This is a genomic window from Paenibacillus sp. FSL R7-0179 (assembly GCF_038002265.1).
Classification (GTDB): Bacteria; Bacillota; Bacilli; order Paenibacillales; family Paenibacillaceae; genus Paenibacillus_AQ.
This window is the reverse complement of sequence record NZ_JBBOCC010000001.1, coordinates 3,254,344-3,273,558: the sequence shown is the minus strand read 5'-3', so window position 1 is coordinate 3,273,558 and position 19,215 is coordinate 3,254,344. Positions and strand designations below refer to the sequence as shown.

Annotated in this window: 10 protein-coding genes and 2 pseudogenes; 2 read left to right on the top strand and 10 right to left on the bottom strand. The window is 51.0% G+C overall.

Going from position 1 to position 19,215, the window contains the following annotated elements; genetic code table 11:
• Positions 1 to 20 precede the first annotated feature (20 nt).
• Positions 21 to 1,025, top strand: coding sequence for a hypothetical protein (locus tag MKX63_RS14370; protein WP_341017860.1), 1,005 nt, complete (start codon positions 21 to 23; stop codon positions 1,023 to 1,025).
• 30 nt (positions 1,026 to 1,055) lie between these two features.
• Here the strand turns inward: MKX63_RS14370 and MKX63_RS14365 are convergent, their stop codons facing one another.
• From MKX63_RS14365 to MKX63_RS14350, 4 genes are all read right to left on the bottom strand, one after another.
• A complete protein-coding gene (locus MKX63_RS14365; RefSeq protein ID WP_341017858.1) occupies positions 1,056 to 2,573 on the bottom strand; it encodes a response regulator transcription factor in 1,518 nt (505 codons plus the stop codon).
• On the bottom strand, positions 2,566 to 4,389 hold the full coding sequence (locus tag MKX63_RS14360) for a sensor histidine kinase (protein WP_341017856.1): 1,824 nt from the start codon (positions 4,387 to 4,389) through the stop codon (positions 2,566 to 2,568). Before MKX63_RS14360 ends, MKX63_RS14365 begins: the two co-directional genes overlap by 8 nt.
• A gap of 145 nt (positions 4,390 to 4,534) precedes the next feature.
• Positions 4,535 to 7,342: an endo-beta-N-acetylglucosaminidase gene (locus MKX63_RS14355; RefSeq protein ID WP_341017854.1), complete on the bottom strand. Its 2,808-nt coding sequence runs from the start codon at positions 7,340 to 7,342 to the stop codon at positions 4,535 to 4,537.
• Between the two features lie 340 nt (positions 7,343 to 7,682).
• Positions 7,683 to 8,036 (bottom strand): hypothetical protein, encoded by a 354-nt coding sequence (locus MKX63_RS14350; protein ID WP_341017851.1) that lies wholly within the window; start codon positions 8,034 to 8,036, stop codon positions 7,683 to 7,685.
• 146 nt (positions 8,037 to 8,182) lie between these two features.
• Between MKX63_RS14350 and MKX63_RS14345 the strand changes: the two genes are divergently transcribed.
• Positions 8,183 to 8,938 carry a hypothetical protein gene (locus MKX63_RS14345; RefSeq protein WP_341017849.1) on the top strand — a complete coding sequence of 252 codons (756 nt, stop codon included), beginning with the start codon at positions 8,183 to 8,185 and terminating at the stop codon, positions 8,936 to 8,938.
• Between the two features lie 110 nt (positions 8,939 to 9,048).
• On the opposite strand, the pseudogene MKX63_RS32565 reads toward MKX63_RS14345, so the two are convergent.
• From MKX63_RS32565 to MKX63_RS14320, 6 genes and pseudogenes are all read right to left on the bottom strand, one after another.
• Positions 9,049 to 9,285 (bottom strand): annotated as a pseudogene (locus tag MKX63_RS32565) (transposase); the annotation flags it as partial.
• A gap of 283 nt (positions 9,286 to 9,568) precedes the next feature.
• Positions 9,569 to 9,901: pseudogene (locus MKX63_RS14340) on the bottom strand (transposase); the annotation flags it as partial.
• Complete coding sequence (locus tag MKX63_RS14335) at positions 9,868 to 10,074, bottom strand: hypothetical protein (RefSeq protein WP_341017848.1); 207 nt, start codon at positions 10,072 to 10,074, stop codon at positions 9,868 to 9,870. The gene MKX63_RS14335 and the pseudogene MKX63_RS14340, both read right to left, overlap by 34 nt.
• A 362-nt stretch (positions 10,075 to 10,436) precedes the next feature.
• Complete coding sequence (locus MKX63_RS14330; protein WP_341017847.1) at positions 10,437 to 11,432, bottom strand: glycoside hydrolase family 43 protein; 996 nt, start codon at positions 11,430 to 11,432, stop codon at positions 10,437 to 10,439.
• Positions 11,429 to 12,940 carry a glycoside hydrolase family 43 protein gene (locus MKX63_RS14325; protein ID WP_341017845.1) on the bottom strand — a complete coding sequence of 504 codons (1,512 nt, stop codon included), beginning with the start codon at positions 12,938 to 12,940 and terminating at the stop codon, positions 11,429 to 11,431. The genes MKX63_RS14330 and MKX63_RS14325 overlap by 4 nt, the downstream gene beginning before the upstream one ends.
• Positions 12,941 to 13,254: 314 nt before the next feature.
• A complete protein-coding gene (locus MKX63_RS14320; protein WP_341017844.1) occupies positions 13,255 to 19,212 on the bottom strand; it encodes an S-layer homology domain-containing protein in 5,958 nt (1,985 codons plus the stop codon).
• Positions 19,213 to 19,215: the final 3 nt, after the last annotated feature.

Below are 19,215 nucleotides of genomic sequence, written 5' to 3'. Positions count from 1 at the left end.
GGAAGGTGGAGAATTGGACATTGAACGCAAAAAAACTGCCTATTCAAAAACCAATGATTCGGGGACATTTGTATAATGCTTTTCCGTTAAGCGTGGCATCCTTTCACCCCAGCTTCTATGACTGGATTTACACTAATTTTACAAATCTCAAAGTTTTTGAGCATGATTCCAGCTTGGACATTGTATTTGATACCGGAAATATAATTGATCACCCTGAGTCCTGCCCGTTACTGAACGTAGAGAGAATTAAAAATACAGATTTTGTCCTTTCAGATTTATTCCAGACCTTCAAGCATTACATTGACACCGGGAAATATATTTATTTATTTATGGATGAATTTTATGTAAACAACAGATCAAGCTACCAAAAAAGACATTTTATACACGAGACATTCATTTACGGATATGATGACCTTAAGGAAGAATTTGAGGTCTGCGGGTTTGACGATAGGATGATTTATTGTACTAACCCTGTTCCGTATGCTTCCATTTATGAGGGGCTTGTGAATAACCAGTATACGGACGGCTGGGCGGGGTTCACCTACATATTAGAATTGGATAACGAGCAAATTTTTGATCTTAATTTAGACAAAATTTATCATTCATTTGAACATAACGTGAACTTGTCTCAGGACCAATATTCCACATTCGGCCTTGAACATAATGTAGCTGCATACGGAAATTCTATCTACTCCTTTCTGGAAGATGTATTTCTTAACAAAAAGCACAAAATAGAGCAATCTTCTGCAGTGCGAAATATGTATGTCATCCAAGAATATCATTTACTTAAGCAATGCAGCATTGAGTTCCTGCAAAGTCATGGGTACATCCATCGCCTGCCTGAAGAGCTGTTGACCAGCTATGCCTGTAATGTTAAAAATTCCAAAAATGCCGTAAATATTATTCTAAAAAACTACATTGCTAATACGCCTGATAATACAAAAAATATATTAGGGCTGTTAAAAAGCATCTCAGAAAAAGAGAGTTATTGTTCAAACTATATTCTCCAACAATTACATGGCTAATGTATGCAGCGATTTAACTCTGGGGCTGCCTCACAGCAGCCCCTTGAATTCCGTCGGCGAGATGCCGACATATTTCTTGAATTGCTTGTAGAAATAGCCCATTTCCCAATATCCTACATTCCTGGCAATCTCCTGAACCTTCAGGTTCGTTGAGCGGAGCAGCTCCTTGGCCTTATCAATCCGGTAGCGGTTCATATACTCGGCAAACGATTCGCCGGTCGTCTTATGGAACAGCTGTCCCAGATACACCGGATGAATGTTGAACATGAAGCCCAGCTTCTTCAGCGACAGATCCTCACTGTACGATTTCGCGATATAATTCAGCACCTGATTCACCACCGGACTCTTCAGCTCCCGGTCCAGCAGCCCGATGATACCTGCCGAGGTCTGCCGGAGCGCAGCGGACAGTGCAGGCAGCGAATTCGCCCGGCGGATCGCCGTCAAGCCCTCCGCAATACACTCCCGCTCCGTTTCACTGCGGATATCCTTGATCAGCACGCGGAAGAACAGAATCCATTCCAGCGAGATCTCCTCCAGCATCGCTGGCGTTAATCCGTCCATGCTTGGGGCTGCAAAATATAGCTCCAGCTGCTCCGACAGCCCTGCCATATTCTTGGACATAATAAGCTTGGCGTAATCGCTCCAGTCCACAGGCAGGACCGACCCCAGATCCTCCTTCCGGTCCCTCAGCTGCTCATAATAGATACTGCTGCGTTCCGGGTGAATCTCCAGGAACTCCTGTGCCTGCTTCGCCTGCTCATAGCTTGCGGGAGCGGCGTCCACCCCGTACACAGGCGAGCCCACTGCCGAGCGCAGCTTCTCTCCGCCGGTGCATATGCCGTTAATCTCCTCCAGCATAGACGCCATCTCCGCCGCGCCGCCTGCGGCTTCTTCATAGTTATGTATCAGCACCAGATCATTATCCGAATCCCAGAACATGAAGAACGAAGCCTCTGCCTCAGCCAGATCGGATACCCTCTTCCTGAAGGTGTCCGTTGCCGGCTCTACCTGTAGCAGGGCAACTTGCACATACCGGCTGGTGAGCGGCAGGCCGATCAGATTCAGCCGTTCAGAGCGCTCCTGCGGATCAATCTGCCCCCGCAGCCAGCGCAGCAGCACATTATCCTTCAGCACAGAATTCGTATATTCCCACCACTGCATATCCTGCCTGGAGACATTCAGCTTCTCCACAATCGTCTCCAGTGTCTGCTGGAATTCCTCCAGATTAATCGGCTTCAGCAGATAATTCTCGATTCCGAGCGACAGGCCTTCCTTCACATACATGAATTCATCGAAGCCGCTCAGCACCACCACCTTCAGGTCCGGGCGGAAATCCCGGACAGCGCGGATCAGCTCAAGTCCAGTCATCACCGGCATGGAGATATCGGTAATCAGAATGTCGGCAGGAATCTCCCGCAGCTGCTCCAGCGCCTCCTGCCCGTTCTCCGCCTGCCCGGCAATCGTGAGGCCCAGCTCCTCCCAATTGAGTATATCCTGCAATCCGCTCAGAATGAACGGCTCATCATCCACAATAAACACCTTATACATCTGCGTTCTCCTCCTTCAGCGGGTATGGAAAAATAATCGTAACCTCTGTTCCCCTCCCCGCCTCACTCTCCAGCTCTAGGCCGTAGGGCTTGCCGTACATCAGTCTCAGCCGCTCATGAATACTGCGCAGCCCGAACGACTCAGACCCGGATAATTCGCCGTGATCCTCCAGCACCTCGCGGAGCCGGGCCAGCCGCTCCTCAGCAATTCCCTTGCCGTTATCCGTAACCGTGACCCGGATATGCTCCGGCTCTGCTGTGATCACAATTCGGATCACATTATCAGTCTGCCCTGTCCGCATGCCGTGCAGAACATAGTTCTCGATGACCGGCTGCAGCGACATTTTCAGTACAGGAAGCTCTTCCAGCTCCGGGCTGCATTCGATGGTATACGCGAACCTGTCCTTGTACCGGATACGGAATAATTCCAGATACAGACGGCAAGCCTCCAGCTCATCCTTGAACGTATATTTCAGCTTCGGACGGACGTACGACTTGAATAGCATGGACAGGCTGTAGATCATTTCCCCCACATCCTTCGCCCCGCTCGAAATCGCCCGCATCCGGATAACCTCTAATGTATTATACAGAAAATGCGGATTCACCCTGGCCTCCAGCGTAGCAATCTCCGTATGCTTCTGTTTGATTTCCGCCTTATAGACCTGGTCGATATATTGGTTCAGTTCATCCAGCATGCTGTTGAAGCTCTTGGCAATCTGGCCTAATTCATCTTCCTTACTGTCCACAATCCGGGTATTCAGATCCCCGTTCTTGACTTTGCGGGTGAAGCGGATAATGCGGTGAGTCCGTTTGGCAAAATTAGAAATGAACATCGCCGGCAGCAGCACGGCAAACAGAATACAGACGAGTGCGATGGACACAATGGTGCTCCGCGCACTGCTATAGGTCTCGGCCAGCTCCTTCTTCGAGATCAGGCTGACCACCGTATATCCCGCCTGACTCTGCGTCTGGCTGGTGACGACCATCCCATCCACGGTGACCTCCTCACCGGCGTTCATTCCTTGCAGCTTCGGCAGCTTCCGGCCGTATCCCTTACCAGATGAATCGAAGATCACTTCATTCTGGGCCGAGAGCACAAGGATGTCACCCTTGAAATCCTCCTTATAATTATTCATGGCCTGCCAGATTGCATCCGAGTCGAAATAGACCAGAAGCTGGCCGATATTGAGCAGCGAGGACTTATTGTTGACCGGCAGCTTCACCGAGTACAGAGGGGCTGTCTGCATACCGATGCTTTTCAGCACCCAGATATTCGGAACAGAGACGACACTCTCCTCACCCAGCACCATCGAATCGGGGACAAAAGAATGCGCCGCATTGGTCGAGATCCGCTCGAACTGCCTGCGGTTGTCGTAATAATACATCACCTGCTGGTTGGCGCTGTACAGGATCAGGGCGCGGATATCGGGATCATCGTCAATCTTGTTCTGGAAATACTGGATGGCGTTCGAGGTAGACTGTTCCCCCAGCAGAAAGCGGTCCAGCCGGTGCTCGATATAATCGCTTAACGGATTCTCCAGCAGGAAGGTCGTATTACTGGCCAGACTCGCGTCCCTGTAGACATCACGGAGCATATCCTGAACAGATTGATATTTGTTCTCCACATAATTGCTGACGCTCTCCATGCTCTTGCGCTGGATATCCATCTGGCGCTGTACTGCCGAATCCGAGATTAGCAGCAGCACCAGAAAGGAGAAGGCGATAATGGTGGCTATGAAGATACAGGACACGATCAGCGTGAAGCGCAGGAACATATTGTCTTTAAAATACTTGCGGTACAGCGAAAGGCTTCGCATCATTCACCTCCTAACATACTTGATAGACTTGCAGGCGCGGCTAGCCGGGATACACAAGAAGCGCTCCCCCCTGCTAATTTTGCCAGAGGGTGAGCGCTTTGTGTATGTTGTGCAGAAAGAGCGGTACTTATTCCCTACCCGCGTCTTACGGCGTTGGTTGGCCTTTAAGGTATACAGGCTGCGACTTGTTGCCGCTGTAATCCTCCATGACCACGGTAACTGTTGCTGCGGTAGAGGTGAAGCTCAGCGCAGCTTTGGTTGTGCGGCCGCGGATAATCATCGGCTTCATGCCCGCAGCACCGGACAGATAGGTGACCGGGAACGACCGGTTCTGGCCGTCTTCGTTAATGTACATATACCGCCAGTCCCGGGTGCTTGGCATCGGCAGGTTCAGCGTATTGCCGTTCCAGGACCAGTTCTCTGCATAAGGCTCGGACACCTTGTCGGTGAACGTTCCGTTATAGGTTATTTTATCGGTATTTCCGGCTTGAACGGTAACCGTATACTCATCTCCGTTAACGGGCATATTCTGGAACAGCGCTGAGGCCGCCCCCTGCGGCACGGTCAATTCCTTCGATACCGGCTGCGGCGTGGTCGTCCAGTTCACCGACTTCACCGTAACCTTGGTGCTGCCCTGAGCAGCGGCGGGATTCGTCCACTTCACCAGGAAGTCTCCATTCGGAGCGGATTCGGCAGTCACCTTGGATACCGCAGCATTCAGGTCGAAGGACAGTGTCGCCGCATCGCCCTCCAGCCCGTCTGCACCGACCGCCGCCACCTTCAGCACGCCGGATTTGGCCGGAAGCTTCTTGATATAGAAGGTCTCATCATACTTCCCGCCCGCATAGATATCATTCACGTAGATATTGTATTGCTTCACCTTGGAATAATCGGTGTCCATGCTCCACTTCACGATCATCTCATCCGTGCCCGGCAGCGCCTGTGCAATAGAGAGACCGGCAGGAGCCGATGGTCTTACCGCTGAGCCGTCATGAATCCGCAGCTGGCCAATGTTCATCTGGTAATTGGCTGCTGTAGTGGCTCCAGGGGTGAAGACCAGGCCGAAGGCCGCGATCTCCCGTCCGTCATAAGCGCCAAGATTAAGCTCGGCTGTGGTCCAGCCCGTGGTATGCTTTCCGCTATTCGCAACAGGAATCTTCACTACTTGATTCGGGTTGTCGCGGAAGATGAGACCTGCACTCAAGACAGAGCCATCATCGGCAGACGGCTTATTGTAGACGATGGACAGCTTGGAGCCCGCCTTCATGGCAAGATCGCTCTTGTAGAGACGCAGGAAGTTCTCGCTGTTCAGATTCCCGCTCACTGCCAGCGAGCTGCCGCCGCTATAACCGCCAAGCTGCTGGTAGTTCATGCGCGAATTGGCGGTCTGGTCATAACCCGGACCATAATCGAAGTCCACCTTCAGGCGGTTACCGGTAGTATCCTGCCACCATTGCCAGGTGACCGGAACATCCTGCAGGCTCATGTTCGACCACTCCGCTGCGCTGGATACCGCTCCATCCTTGTAATAGGAGAGGCCGTGGCCGGTATTGAAGCTTGTATAGAAGTTAGAATCCTTCACCACCGAGCGCTCGGCAATAACCGAAGCGATCCCCGGCCAATAGCGGTTATCGGCATACACATCGGCTACCGTATTATTGGAAGACACGGCTGTATTCTTCGGATTCACCTGCGGTCCTGACCACCATAGCTGCTCACGCAGATTAGTCATCCATTGGTAGTTGTTATCCGTGCGGTTAGAGACAGGCCAGGACTTATTCATGTCCTCATCCAGACCGGCATGGACAAAGTCCGCGCCCAGTGTCGCCAGGCTGGTCCGTGGAATTCCCCCGGACAGCTTGCTGCTCAGCGCTGAGCCCTGCACGCTCTTGAAGCGGTCGCGCCCGGCTTCCAGCCCTGCGAAGCCGGTCTCAAAGAGATTGTAGCTCGTCCCCTGAGCTGCATTGAAGGTATTCAAGTAATTCGCAGCTGAGGTAATCTGCGAGCTGCCCATCCCATAATCGAAGAAGAATGAATTCGAGACCGGCTTATGGGCCGTTTTATCATAGAGCATGGAGATATTGTTGTTATTGAAGGTTCTGGCGAAGACATTGGCTCCTGTTGCGGTATTCAGCGAATCATACCACTGCACATACAGCCCGCCATCCTGGAGCGCTTTCATAAAAGCAATATAATCAGGAAGATCCGCCGTCGCCACATTCGGATTCTGCTCCTCCTGATTCAGGAAATACCCGTCATACCCGAAGTATTCGGCCATTTCAATCATTTTCTCAGCCACCGGGAACTTCCCGGCTGCATCCTTCACAATCATCTGCTTATAAGTCTGCTGCCCGCGGTCATTGTTCGAGAAGAACACCCCGGCCAGTGACATAACCCCATTCTTATGCGCGGCATCGGTATACGCCGGATTCGGAATGTTCAGCATACCGAACTCGAACCATTTCTGCTGCCAGTCGGACTGGGCCAGATCGTCGTAATATTCCGGCGGTGTATACGCTGTTGCTGTTCCATGCCAGTAGGAATAATAGTCAATGTACTGCCAGAAGTTGAAGTGGTACTGGGCGAACTTGTTGGTGTACGGGGCATTCTCGATAAAAGCATTGCCATAATCGCCCGCAACATTCATCATCTGCACCGCCGGATTCAGCGCCGGATTGGCCTGTGTCTGCTGGAAAGGTGCAATCCGCTGCTGCAAGGGTACCCTCGAGCGCAGCAGCGCTGCGTCCTGATCTCTCTGCGGACTCCAGTCCGCTATGTGCTGGCTGGTATAGCCGTGTACGCTGGGCTGATTCGCACCGTGTGCGCTTTCCCCTTTGAACGGCCAGGTGTCTCCGGCCATGGCTGTCTGCGGCAGCAGGGTCACCAGCAGCGCTGCACCTAATACCGCTGAAGTCAGCTTACGAATTCTGTGTGTCCGGGATGTAGCTACCATTGTTCACTCTCCTCATTCTTCAGATTGATGAGAACGCATTCATAATAACTGGCTACTTGATCAACGAAATATCACACCATTTTCCTCCTATTTATTGTTCATCCAACCTTACTATATAGCAGCTCTTCCCCGCTCTAATAGAAGCCTAATTAAAGATTTGCTGGTCAAATTAAAGGAAAGTAGGGTGAATCAAACTGCAAATGATTAGTTCGTTTTTTAATGCCTGAAAACTTTAAATTGCAAAAAAATAGAGACAAAGTGACTTCCTTATACTAAAAAGCAGTTATACAACCTACTTTTTCACAAAAGGAAGATCACAATTGTCTCATATATTTCAAACTCATTTTTCTTCATTTTCAGTAATATATAATAACCATTTATCAATATGGTCTTTTAAATAAAAGTGCTTTCCATTTAATTCTCCATAAGGAATGAATTTAAACCTGTCATAAAAAGATAACTTACTTTTCGCTTCATTATCTTGATTAATGATTTTTTTTAGATCATCACTCGTTATTCGCAGATACGCTGCAAGTTCATCATCATTCATTACATTTTTATTACCATCGTATAAACCTCTCGTCTCTCCAGAAACCGATGTAGATCTCCATCCATCTGCAAGTATGTAAGCACCAACTATCAATGATAAGCCGATTATAAAAGCACTTACGATATAACCAAGGTTACTTTTCAAATAACACACCTCCTCAATTAAACTTAACATATTTGAATTTCATTTTAAAGTATTGATTAATTTGGAATAAAAGTATATATTTATTTTGTAGTAACTTACATATATTGACTATAGAAGAAAATAAAATTATTTTTAGGAGGATATCCATGAAAAAGAAAGCCGTCTCAATCTTATCAGTTTTTTTACTAGCCTCTGCTTTATCAACCCAAGTACAAGCAAGTAATGAAGCTCAAGGTAGTACTCTTTCCACTTTGAATCCTCAGATTTCCAGCTCACCATTTGTTACTGCAGATAGTTTTTCAGACATTGAGAATACAGCTACAATTTTCAAAAAATATGAACCTGTTGTAGATTTAAATACAAGAATAGAATTTGTAGATCCTACCCTTTCTCAATCAAATGGTTCTGCAACTAATAGGGCAGGTGATAGAAGAGTCTATGTTAGTAGTTCAATCGGTATTGGCTCCTCTCAAATTACTGGTTATGATGTCGGTCCTATACAAAAGCAGACATTTTTACTTAGTGTTCCAAAAGGGAAGGTTTTACAAATGTCCTCTTCTAAATCCGTAAGTGGCACATTATCTATAAGCGGAACTTATAATCAAAATGTTTTAAATTTAATTAAGACAACGTTTACGGGTTCTGCTAGTGGAACTGTTTCTAAAACATGGAGCACTACTGAAACTTGGTCAGGTCCACCTGAAAGCAGTTCTTATACTACTCGTAATTACTACGGCGCTATCAACTATGACCAATACAATTCTACATGTGTTCAATACGATTTTTATGACGTCTATTTAGGCAATACTTACCTTGGTAGAGAAACAGAAACAAAGTACTTCTACGTAAATGGCTTCAAGGTTCCTAAGCCAATAGAATATGTTGTTGATACTAATTATTAATAGAAAGACTAAAGAGGCTGTCTCATAAGTAAACTTTCTACAAAAGAAAATAGCTCATACTTATTCAAGTAGCAGTAAAAAGTCAGAGGACATCTATTCTCTCGTTATTGGACAAAGTAATGTTTCAGAAATACGCATTTTTCGTCAGCCAGACTGAAGTACGGAAGTAAATTAGCGTTTCGAGGAAACTTCTCATCTGTTAGGAACGGAAGCGATTAAGGGGGCGGAAGTCGGGAGGTTGCCATCCAACCAGCCACATGAAAGGGATGTTCTCTCGCACGGCTTTAGTGATTTGAGGAGGAACTGATTAGCAGAGTATAAGCGTAAATCATGACTTTAGTAAGCATCTAAACTTAGTTAAAAAAGAATTTAGATCCAATTCCTTCTTAAACAGTGGAGAGAACGGCTGATTGCCGCGCACCTCTGCTGCAGCCATTGTGTTCGCTTTTTCGCATACATTCGGACTACTCGCACCCGTACCTGCACATTGTAATCGGTTTTCCGATTACATTTGCCCCATGCACCCTCCCCACGCCAAGGGGCTGTCCCAAAAGTAGATACTCTACTAGTGGGGGGAAATCCCATGGCTTCTTAAAAGATTAATTTTGTAAGAAAGGGAGCGATTCTCCGTTATTGGAGGATCGCTCCCTTGCATTTCTGGTCATTTGCTGCTTGCTTCAGCAGGTTGTGAGCAAGCGAAAGCCAACCGACCTCTAGCGTCACTTTTTCCATGCCGCGAAGCAGAAAGCGCCGGAAGCCCCGGTTATTCTTTAATTGTCCAAATACACTTTCCGGCTCCGACATTCGACGTACGGCCAATAGATAGCCTTCCTCGCTTCGGAGGATTTCTTTCGCCTGTTTCTGGTATCTAAGCCGCTCCAAACTGACTGCGATTTCCCGGTTTCCGCTTCCCTTCGTGCAGTTTTCTTTTAGCGGACAACCTCCGCAGCTTTGACTTTGGTAAGCATTTTAGGATGGTAGCTGTCACGGCCGCCGCCGGGATAGGCCGCGTCAAAAATGGCGTTGTCCAGCCGATTGACGGCAGCATTCACGACGCGAACGAGGTGATTTTTCGGGATATCTTCTTCCAGATCCATTGGCAAGCAAAGTTGGTCCATGGTATATTGAATGTACAAAGAAACCTCTCCTTTGAAATGGTTGTGTGGTAACTCCATTTTAACAAAAGAGAGGTTTCTTTTTGTGATTTTAGAAAGATTTGAAGAACCTTTTCCCGCTTAAACAGCGGAGAGGACGGAACGATTGTGGAAAAGCGGCAGCGGTCGCCTTGGTCTCCGGATTTTCACCGTTAAGGGGAATGAAAAAAATCTGGAGAGCACAGCGATTGGAACAACGGTCCGTTCGCGCAGCGTTCACCCAAGTGCTCACGTTGATCCTACTACAAAATAAAGAGCTGTCCCAAGCAGCCACTTCATGGCTTTTGGCACAGCCTCTTGTTTGTCTCATATGTTACTTATCTTCATTACAGAAGTCCGCCAGCTTACTCCGCATCCGGATAAGGATTGATCTTCTGGATCGTTCCGTCGGCGTTGTACTTCAGCTCGGTGTACTTCACACAGCGCTTGTGGTTGACGCCTTCCGACAGGGAGCTGTCGTGGTAGAACAGATACCATTTGTCTTCAACCTGCACGATGGAGTGGTGAGTTGTCCAGCCGATGACGGGTGAGAGGATCTCTCCCTTGAACGTGAACGGTCCCATCGGGTTCTTGCCAACCGCATACACGAGCTTATGCGTGGTTCCTGTAGAGTAGGACAGGTAGTAATCGCCGTTATATTTGTGCATCCATGGGCCTTCAAAATATCTGCGCTCTTCATCCCCAGCAAGGATCGGATTCCCGTCTTCATCGACAATGGAGATCTCGGCAGGCTTGCCCTGGAAGGACAGCATGTCGTCGCTAAGCAGTGCAACCTGCGGTCCAAGTGCAGGGTGGTCCAGTGCCGGTCCTTCCGCGTCCGCTACAAAGCTGCCGGTCTGCCACTTCTCCAGCTGGCCGCCCCAGAGTCCGCCGAAGTAGATATACGACTGGTTGTCATCATCCACCAGCACGGCCGGGTCAATACTGAAGCTGCCTTCCATATAATTCGGCTGCGGCGTGAACGGGCCTGCCGGGGACTCCGACGTAGCCACTCCCAGGCGGAAGATGCCGTCATGGTCACGGGCCGGGAAGAACAGATAGTAAGTGTTGTTCTTATAAGCGGCATCCGGTGCCCAGAGCTGCTTGGAAGCCCAAGGAATATCTCTCAGATGCAGCGCTTCACCATGATCGACTACCGGGGAATCGAAGCTGTCCATCGAGAGGACATGGTAATCTTCCATCTTGTACTGGTCGCCGTTATCATTGCTCGGTTCGTCATGATCCAGATCGTGGGAAGGATAGATATAGATTTTGCCTTCATAGACATGGGCGGACGGGTCCGCGGTATAGATGTGAGTTACAATCGGTTGATTAGGCTTAGGGGGTTGTTGCTGATTCATAAGGCATCTCCTTTGATATTGGAATAATAGAATCCTTCATAATAAGCAGGGCTGGCATCCTCTGTGCCGTTGCCCGAGGCATGTACGCCAAGGCAGACACCAGTGAAGCCGCCGTTGACTTCCGGAGACAGGACCGATACATGAACCGTCTCCGGGACTTCATGCCAGGATACCCCATCCGGCGAGTAGGAGCAGTGGTAATAATGTCCGTCACAGCGGAGACGTAGTTGAACGGGACCTTGACCACTTACCTCGTACTGATGAACCTGCCGCTCCTCACCGTTCTTCACTACAAGCTCCATCACCCGGCGGCCGCTGCGGCAAGTAAGTCCCCAGACAAGATATCCCCGGTTGTTCAGCCGCGCAGCCAATCCGGCATGCTCGCCTTCAATCACCGGCGTGAAGTCAAGGCTGACGCCCAGCTCCATCCGGTGATGCTGCTGGCGTAGGCATGCGAACACAGCCGGTGCTTCATCGTCCAGCGTGTAAGCATTCCCGCGCACGGCGAGGCTTCCCGTGCGCTCGGTCCAGGAATAACGCTCCGCTTCATAAGCGCGGAGGAAGGCCCACTCCGGCCCGAAGCCGTCCTCTGGCGTAAAGCGCAGCACCTGGTCCTCCAGGCTGGACTCGTCAGCAGCTACAACGGTTCCTTCATTATTGTCAATCATCGGCCAGCCGTCCTCTGTCCAGGTGACCGGAGCCAGGAAGGTCTCCCGGCCTAGCGGGGAATACCGGCCTTCCACCGGGCGCATGCCCAGGAAGACCGCCCACCACTGACCGGACGTATCCTCCACCAGATCGGCATGTCCAAGGCATTGAACCGGATGATCCTTCAGTCCCCGGTGGGTCAGGATCGGCTCCGGCTTGTCTTCAAACGGGCCGTAGGGGCTGCTGCTGCGGGCAATAATCTCCCGATGATCACCCGCCGTGCCGCCGGAGGCGGTCATCAGGTAGTAGACGCCCTTGATCTTGTACAGATGCGGACCTTCGACCCATGGGCCGTCATCTCCGCTCCAGATGTTGACCGGCTCCGACAGTACTTCGCCGGATAATGGATCAATCTCGTACTGAATAATATGCGATTCATACCCTGCACCATTTTGAACCGTGACATAGGCGCGCCCGTCATCATCGAAGAACAGAGACGGATCAATGCCCCCGTGCGGCAGCAGAATCGGATCAGACCAGGGACCCTCGGGCTTGTCCGCAGTCACATAGAAATTGCCGATGCCTCTGACATCTGTAGTAATCATGTAGAAACGCCCGGCATGATAGCGGATGGTAGCGGCGTAGATGCCTGACGAGCTCTTGGTGGTCCGCAGATCCAGCTGGGACTGGCGGGTCAGCACATGCCCTATCGGGGTCCAGCCGGTCAGATCCCTGCTATGGAAGATAGGCACACCCGGAAAATATTCAAAGGTACTGTTAATCAGATAAAAATCTTCATTCACACGGACCACACTGGGGTCCGGATAATACCCGGCAATCACGGGATTCCGCACGTTCATGGAATGCATCATACCCTCCTCTGGAATGAAAGCAAGCGTTTACAATCGCTAGTGTTATTGTACAAGCCCGGATTAAGCTTTCCTATGCGCAGACTAAAGGATTTCCCCCGAAAAAATGTACAACTTCCGCCTCTCACCGATTCTACTGGAAATAAACACCGTTTGCTCGCCATTTTGCTTGAGCGAATGGTCATTTTTTGCGGATTTTTAATAACAGACCTTCTCCGCACAGCAAAAAGCCGCCCCCCAGCCATGAGTCTGACATGAGGGACGACCTTAATCTTGCTCATATAGTACTTATGCGATGCTTATACTTACGGATTAATCAGATTGGATTGAATCAGCAGTCTGCGGATCGCCGCCGATGCCTCGGCACGCGTAATATTCTCTTTAGGTGCAAGACGCTGCTCGTCTCTGCCCAGAATAATGCCCGCTGATAGATTCTGTTTCACATTAGCAATCGCCCAGCCCGCTACGGATGCAGAATCGGTGAAGGACTTCAGCAGCTGCTGAGCCTGCTCTTCGCTGCGCGAAGACTTCAGCTCTGTAATACTAATCGCTCTGCTGACAATTGCCATCGCTTCCTGTCTGGAGATGTTATTGTCCGGTCTGAAGGTTCCGTCCGGATAGCCGGTGATCAGGCCGTTCCGGGTCGCAACCTGAAGCTCCAGCCCATACCATCCGCCTGCGGAGACATCGCTGAATGTAACCAGCCGCTCATCATGGGTGACAATACCGAGCGCTCTGGCCAGCATCGCTGTGAATTCAGCCCGGGTGATATTCCGCTGCGGTTCAAAGACTTCTGGCTTCGTGCCGCTGGCCACGAGTCTTGAGCCCATGTCATTCACATCCGCCTTGCTCCAGTGCTTCGCCACATCCAGGAATTCCAGCGGATTCCAGATCAGACCGAAATCGCCGTTCTCCAGGCTGTTAATCGTAGCGTAATAACGTCCGTCTTTAATGGTTACATAGGTAGGCTGGTGATAGATTTTACCATCCCGGTAGAGTACACCGGTCGTAATCTTCATATCTGCCGGAACCGGCAGCGTATATTTCACCCAGCCGTGGTTGTTTACTGTTACAGTCTGCCCCTGGTACTTCGCCTTAACGGAGAAGTTCGCAAGAAGGCTGCCGGGCTGTACATTCTGCTTGCCGGCAGCAAGCTTGAAAGCGTCCAGGCTTCCAGGAGCAGATGCGGCCAGTTCAGTATAGATGACGATGTCATCTGTATTCACATTCGTAAGACCGAACTGCTTGCTGATCTCTGCCAGATTCAGACCTGCGGCAGCCAGACTCGCTGTACCCAGATCAGACTCAACGACAATCTCGCCGCCTTTGTTCTGCAATTCCTTCAGGCTGCCGGCAGTAAGCTCTTCGCTGCGTGCCGGAACGCCAGTACCGGTTGCTTGCGGAGCCGGTGTAGCTGTCGGCTTAGGTGTTGCGGCCGGCGCAGGCTCAGGACTCTTATCTGTAATCCGCACAATCTGGAAGGTGCTGAACTTGTTAATCTGAATCTCCAGCGCTACAGGCTCACCGCTGGTATTGTACACGATCTCTGGAGTGTAGACGGCAATTTCGCCGTCGCTGTGTTCAACGTATACCCGCAAGCTGTTCAGGAAGGCATCACGCGCCCCTGAGCTTTGCAGCGGAATGTCGCCTGCGATTTCAGATAGCGGCAGCAGAATCTTGGTATTGATCTTGCTGTAGTTGGCTTCAATCTCTCTTGGCGCTCCAAGCGTCTGAAGCGTCTTGTCGCTGGTCAGCGCCAGCTTGGAGACACCGCTTAGGATCGCATTGCTCTGAACCTTGAGCTGCTCCAGCTTATCCTGCACCGGTACAACCCGGAAGTACAGGTCTGTAGCAGTTGCTTCGAGCTGCTCCAGGCTGGCTGCATCCAGACGGATGGACCCCAGTGCTGTGACAATATCCAGTGAAGCCTTGCGTCCGGCCAGAACCGATACCGCGCCGGAAGGAATCTCCACTGCAATCTCATCCGCCTGTGCTGCGGAATCATCCACATGATTAATGGTTACCTTCCGGTTGGCTGCATCCGGGTCATTTGGATTCACGCCTTCCACCAGGTTATACATTTCATTCTCATCAATCACAATCGTATCGATCTTCGTTCCGTTTGACAGATTCGTTCTAAGAATCGTTACGCCCTGCTGAAGCGGACTTCCATCATTCGGAGTAGACAAGCCAGCCTGTCTGGAGGTCGGCTGACGGACAGTGCCTTCCTTGGTCACGCCTTGTGCCTTAACGATCAGCAGATAATTCTTCACTGCACTCTTGCCGCCCCGGGTGAAGGTTGCGGTCAGAATGACATTCGTATCCTGGACCGGAAGAGTTACATTGCCCTTGGCCTGGTCCGCATTCTGCTGGACAGCGATGACCGAAGCTTCACTCGAAGCCCAGGTAATCTTCGTATCGTATTTGCCGGTTTGCAGCAGTACGAAGGCTTCGGTGACACTCTCCCACGTATCCCCGGGAGCGAAGGTGGCCGCCGTGTTGATTCCGGTGCTTCTTGCCGCGTCCTCTGCGGCTTCCTGGTCACTGAGCTTTTTGACAACAATCGTAAAGGTCTTAACCAGGGTCTCGCCCGGACGGTCAGGGTCGGCCAGCTTCACGCTAAGCTCTACTGTCACATCCTGTTCATCCGGTCCCGGCCGCTTAACCCGTCCGGTATTCGTAACAACATCCGGATTGCTGGAGGTCCAGGTCAGCACCGATCCGGTCTCTCCTGTCTTCGGCAGGAACAGATTCCGGGTCACCGACTCCTCTGAATCTCCCGGAGCATAAGTGATGGCAATATTCAATTCATCCTGAGGAAGATTGACCGGGCTGGTTCCTTTAACAGTAATGTAGAAATCCTTCTCCCGGAAAAAGCCTTCCTTCGCCACACGCGCCGTCAGCCGGACTACTGTATCCTTCAGCGGACGCTGCACTTCGCCTGCGCTGCTGACAATATCGCTGCGGTGGCTTGTCCATACGACGTCGGAATCGTAGTACCCCTTCGAGATCAGTGTGATCGCTTGCGTTACGCTCTTCGCGGTATCCTGTCCTTGATACCCGATAGCCAGGAGCTGGGCAGCTTCATCAAGCTGAGCATCAAGGCCTTCACGCTTCTCCTTGACCGTTACAGCGAATTCTTTGGTCACGGTGACATTGCCTTTAGTAATGGTTGCAGTAAGGATCACCTTACGGTCCCCAATACCCGAGCCGGGACGGTTCACAGTACCGTCTGTACCCACTACGGACGGCTCCGTGGAGGTCCAGGTAATCGCGCTGTCATAGCGGCCTTGTGTCATCAAGTCCAGCTTCGTCTTCACCTGCTCCGGTGTCTCATTGCCTGCCCTGATCATGTCCCAGGTCAGCGCTTCGAGGCTCTCCTTCACAGACTCTTCATCCGTCAGCGGATGCTTGACTGCGGTGAGTACGAATTCTTTCGTTTCTGTTACATCACCCTTGGTGATAACCGCCGTCAAGGTAACAGTACGGTCGCCATCCAGGTAGGCAGGCGCCTGAAGCTTGCCATCCTTCGTAATGACCCCTTCATCTGAAGAAGTCCATTCGATGCTGCTGCCATTCTCGCCGGCCACCGGCAAGTATACATCGGAAGTTACTGATTCCTGGCTGACATTCTCTTCGCGGATCGTATCCCAAGTCAGCAGGTCTGTATCTTCGGTTACCGATTGTTTGTCGGTGCCGGCTTGTTTTTTGACTACCAGTACGAAGGTCTTGATCTGTTCAGAATCTCCGTTCTTCAGCACTGCAGTCAAAGTAACCTCCTGATCCCCCTCTGCAAATACAGGGCGTGTTACCGTTCCGTCCGGCCCAATAACGGCCTCGTTGCTGGAGGTCCAGGTAATCGTGCTGCCGAGAGCACCTGTCTCCGGTAAAAGCAGCTCTGACACAACAGACTTCTGCACCACATTCTCTTGCCGGATAGTGTCCCAGGTGATGGCTGCTGCATCGCGGTTCACCAGAGAGACTGTGCCCGGAAGCTGCACATCAAAGTTGTTCGAGGTCACCGGCTTCACACCGTCTACAAGTATGGACGGGTCTACCGTTACTGAAGCGAAGGCTGAAGCCTCAAGCTTGCCGGCTGCTTCTCCGGTGATCTTGATCTCCAGCACGGTGTCGCTGATCCGCACTACTGTATAGTCCAGCCCTTCCGGCAGATTGTTGACCTTAACGCCCCCGGTAACCTCTTCGGTGAATACGCCATTACGCAGGGTAACCGTCAGCTTCTCTGCCGCAGTCCCGTCGCCTGCATCATGAATCACTTCAGGAGATACCGCAATCGCTGCCGGAGGTGAGCGGAATAGAATGGCGAAGGTTCCTGAAGGAATACCTGCCACCATAACCGCTGCCTGGTCCACGCTGTCAGCAGACTTGTGGCTGGCTGCCTGTCCGGCAAAAGCTACCGTAATCTGAGTTGGACTATCCACGGTAACTGTGCCCGGCGTCAAGCCCGGCGGCCAATTCACCGCTTCAATGGCATTGATCACCGACTCATCGAAGGAACCGTTCTTCAGCTCCAGTACTAGCGCTCCCTCAATCGTGCCGTCATTCCCCTCAGACTCATAGAGCAGCGGTGACTTGACCACCAGATAAGGCTCTTTATCCATGAAGTCGAATTTGAAGGTATTCGAGCTCAGGTCCGCCGGTGCTCCTGTCAGCTTGCCGGAAGCCACGGTTACGTAAGCCCCATAGACATCGCTGGTCACTGTAGCTGCACCAGTGAATTTGAGCTCCAGCTCGGTGTCGGAGACTCTGGTCACGCTCGTGCCGAGACCGGCAGGCAGGCCATGCACCTGTACATCGGCTGCATTAATTGGTGCGGCGAATTTACCGCCTGTAAGCTTCACACCGAGCGTCTCAGTAACCTCACCTGAGCCGTAGACGGCTTCAGATACAATGCCTTTATTCAGACTGAGCACCGCAGGGTCTCTGAAGGTTACACTGAAGGTCTTGGTCGTCAGACCGGAGGCGTTCCCGATTAGATTCTCCTTATCGACCGTAACGGACAGATCGTTCGTAGTCGCATCCTTGCCGTGATTAGCGGCAGCACCCTTCAGCGTGAAGTTAAGCTCGGTATCACTCAGCCGGGTCACGTCAAAATCAAGTCCTTCCGGCAGATTATTAACACGGATGTGGCTCACATCAATAGGATCTGCAAGGGTGGCCCCGACAATGTTGACCATCTGATTGCCGGTAACCGTTCCATCATTAGCCTTAGCCTCCGTCAGATCTGTACTGTCTTCCTCATCCAGCTCGATTTCCGAGATGACCTCACTGAAATCCCTCTCGTCCAGACTTGTATAATAGGTGAATTTCTTGCTCTCACGGGCAGCCATCGCACCTGAATCCCAGGTGATGGTAATTCCTGTGTCCGCTACAACTTCCTTGTCCTTGGCCGCCGGGATGTCATAAGCGGCTTCTGCATAAGGGTTGCTGTTGCTGAACCCGAAGACAGAGGCCTTCGCACGCGGATTGCTGGAGTAGAAGAAGATCGGCGCTCTTGAATTGAAGGCCTTGTAGAGCGGATCATTATCCCCGGTGGTATTCGCTCTAACTACAGCGGCACCATCCTCTTCGATAGTGTGAGTCACCATATTGGAAGTGACAAAGGCTCCTCCCTGATCCACTGTGTTATCCGGGTCCATGGTACGCATATACCGCGCCCCGTCCCATTTTTTACCCGTCAGGTTGGTGATAGTTACCTCATTGCGGTAGAACTTCTGATCCTCTTTGAAGCTGATCACTTGCTTAATCTCCATTGCGCCAGCCCAAGTGGATACCGTAGTCGCACTTAGAGTCCCTTTATTCGTCTGCGAGGTATTTACAACTCTAGTAGGCATATCGTGGGCGTTCATCAGAGCTGAATTGGACTTCGCATATGTATTTCCCTCGCTCTGGTATCCTACCGCGAAGCGTTCTTCCGGTGTGCCCGGCAGATAATAATCGACCGGCAGGTCTTTACCTGTCCCATAGCCGTCATGGTCGGCACTCATCCCCAGATTCGGTCTTGAATTCGTGCCGCGGAAGTTAGCGGGCTTATTGCCCATCGTACCGAAATTCCCCCAGTTACTTATGCCCAGTTCAATGAACTTGCCTCCCAGGAAAAGCTCTGTTCCGCCTTCCCCGCCGTAAGCGGCACGGGCACTCCAATCCGCTGTATCTGCATACGCTGATTCAGGTGCTGCCGGGAACATAGACAACAGCATAGTGGGCACCATGACCAGCGCCAGCAGCTTCTTAAGCTTCATTGT

Coding starts and splice junctions, on each gene's coding strand:
- MKX63_RS14365 (WP_341017858.1), bottom strand. CDS start 2,573: ATGTATAAGGTGTTTATTGTGGATGATGAGCCGTTCATTCTGAGCGGA.
- MKX63_RS14360 (WP_341017856.1), bottom strand. CDS start 4,389: ATGCGAAGCCTTTCGCTGTACCGCAAGTATTTTAAAGACAATATGTTC.
- MKX63_RS14355 (WP_341017854.1), bottom strand. CDS start 7,342: ATGGTAGCTACATCCCGGACACACAGAATTCGTAAGCTGACTTCAGCG.
- MKX63_RS14345 (WP_341017849.1), top strand. CDS start 8,183: ATGAAAAAGAAAGCCGTCTCAATCTTATCAGTTTTTTTACTAGCCTCT.
- MKX63_RS14330 (WP_341017847.1), bottom strand. CDS start 11,432: ATGAATCAGCAACAACCCCCTAAGCCTAATCAACCGATTGTAACTCAC.
- MKX63_RS14325 (WP_341017845.1), bottom strand. CDS start 12,940: ATGAACGTGCGGAATCCCGTGATTGCCGGGTATTATCCGGACCCCAGT.
- MKX63_RS14320 (WP_341017844.1), bottom strand. CDS start 19,212: ATGAAGCTTAAGAAGCTGCTGGCGCTGGTCATGGTGCCCACTATGCTG.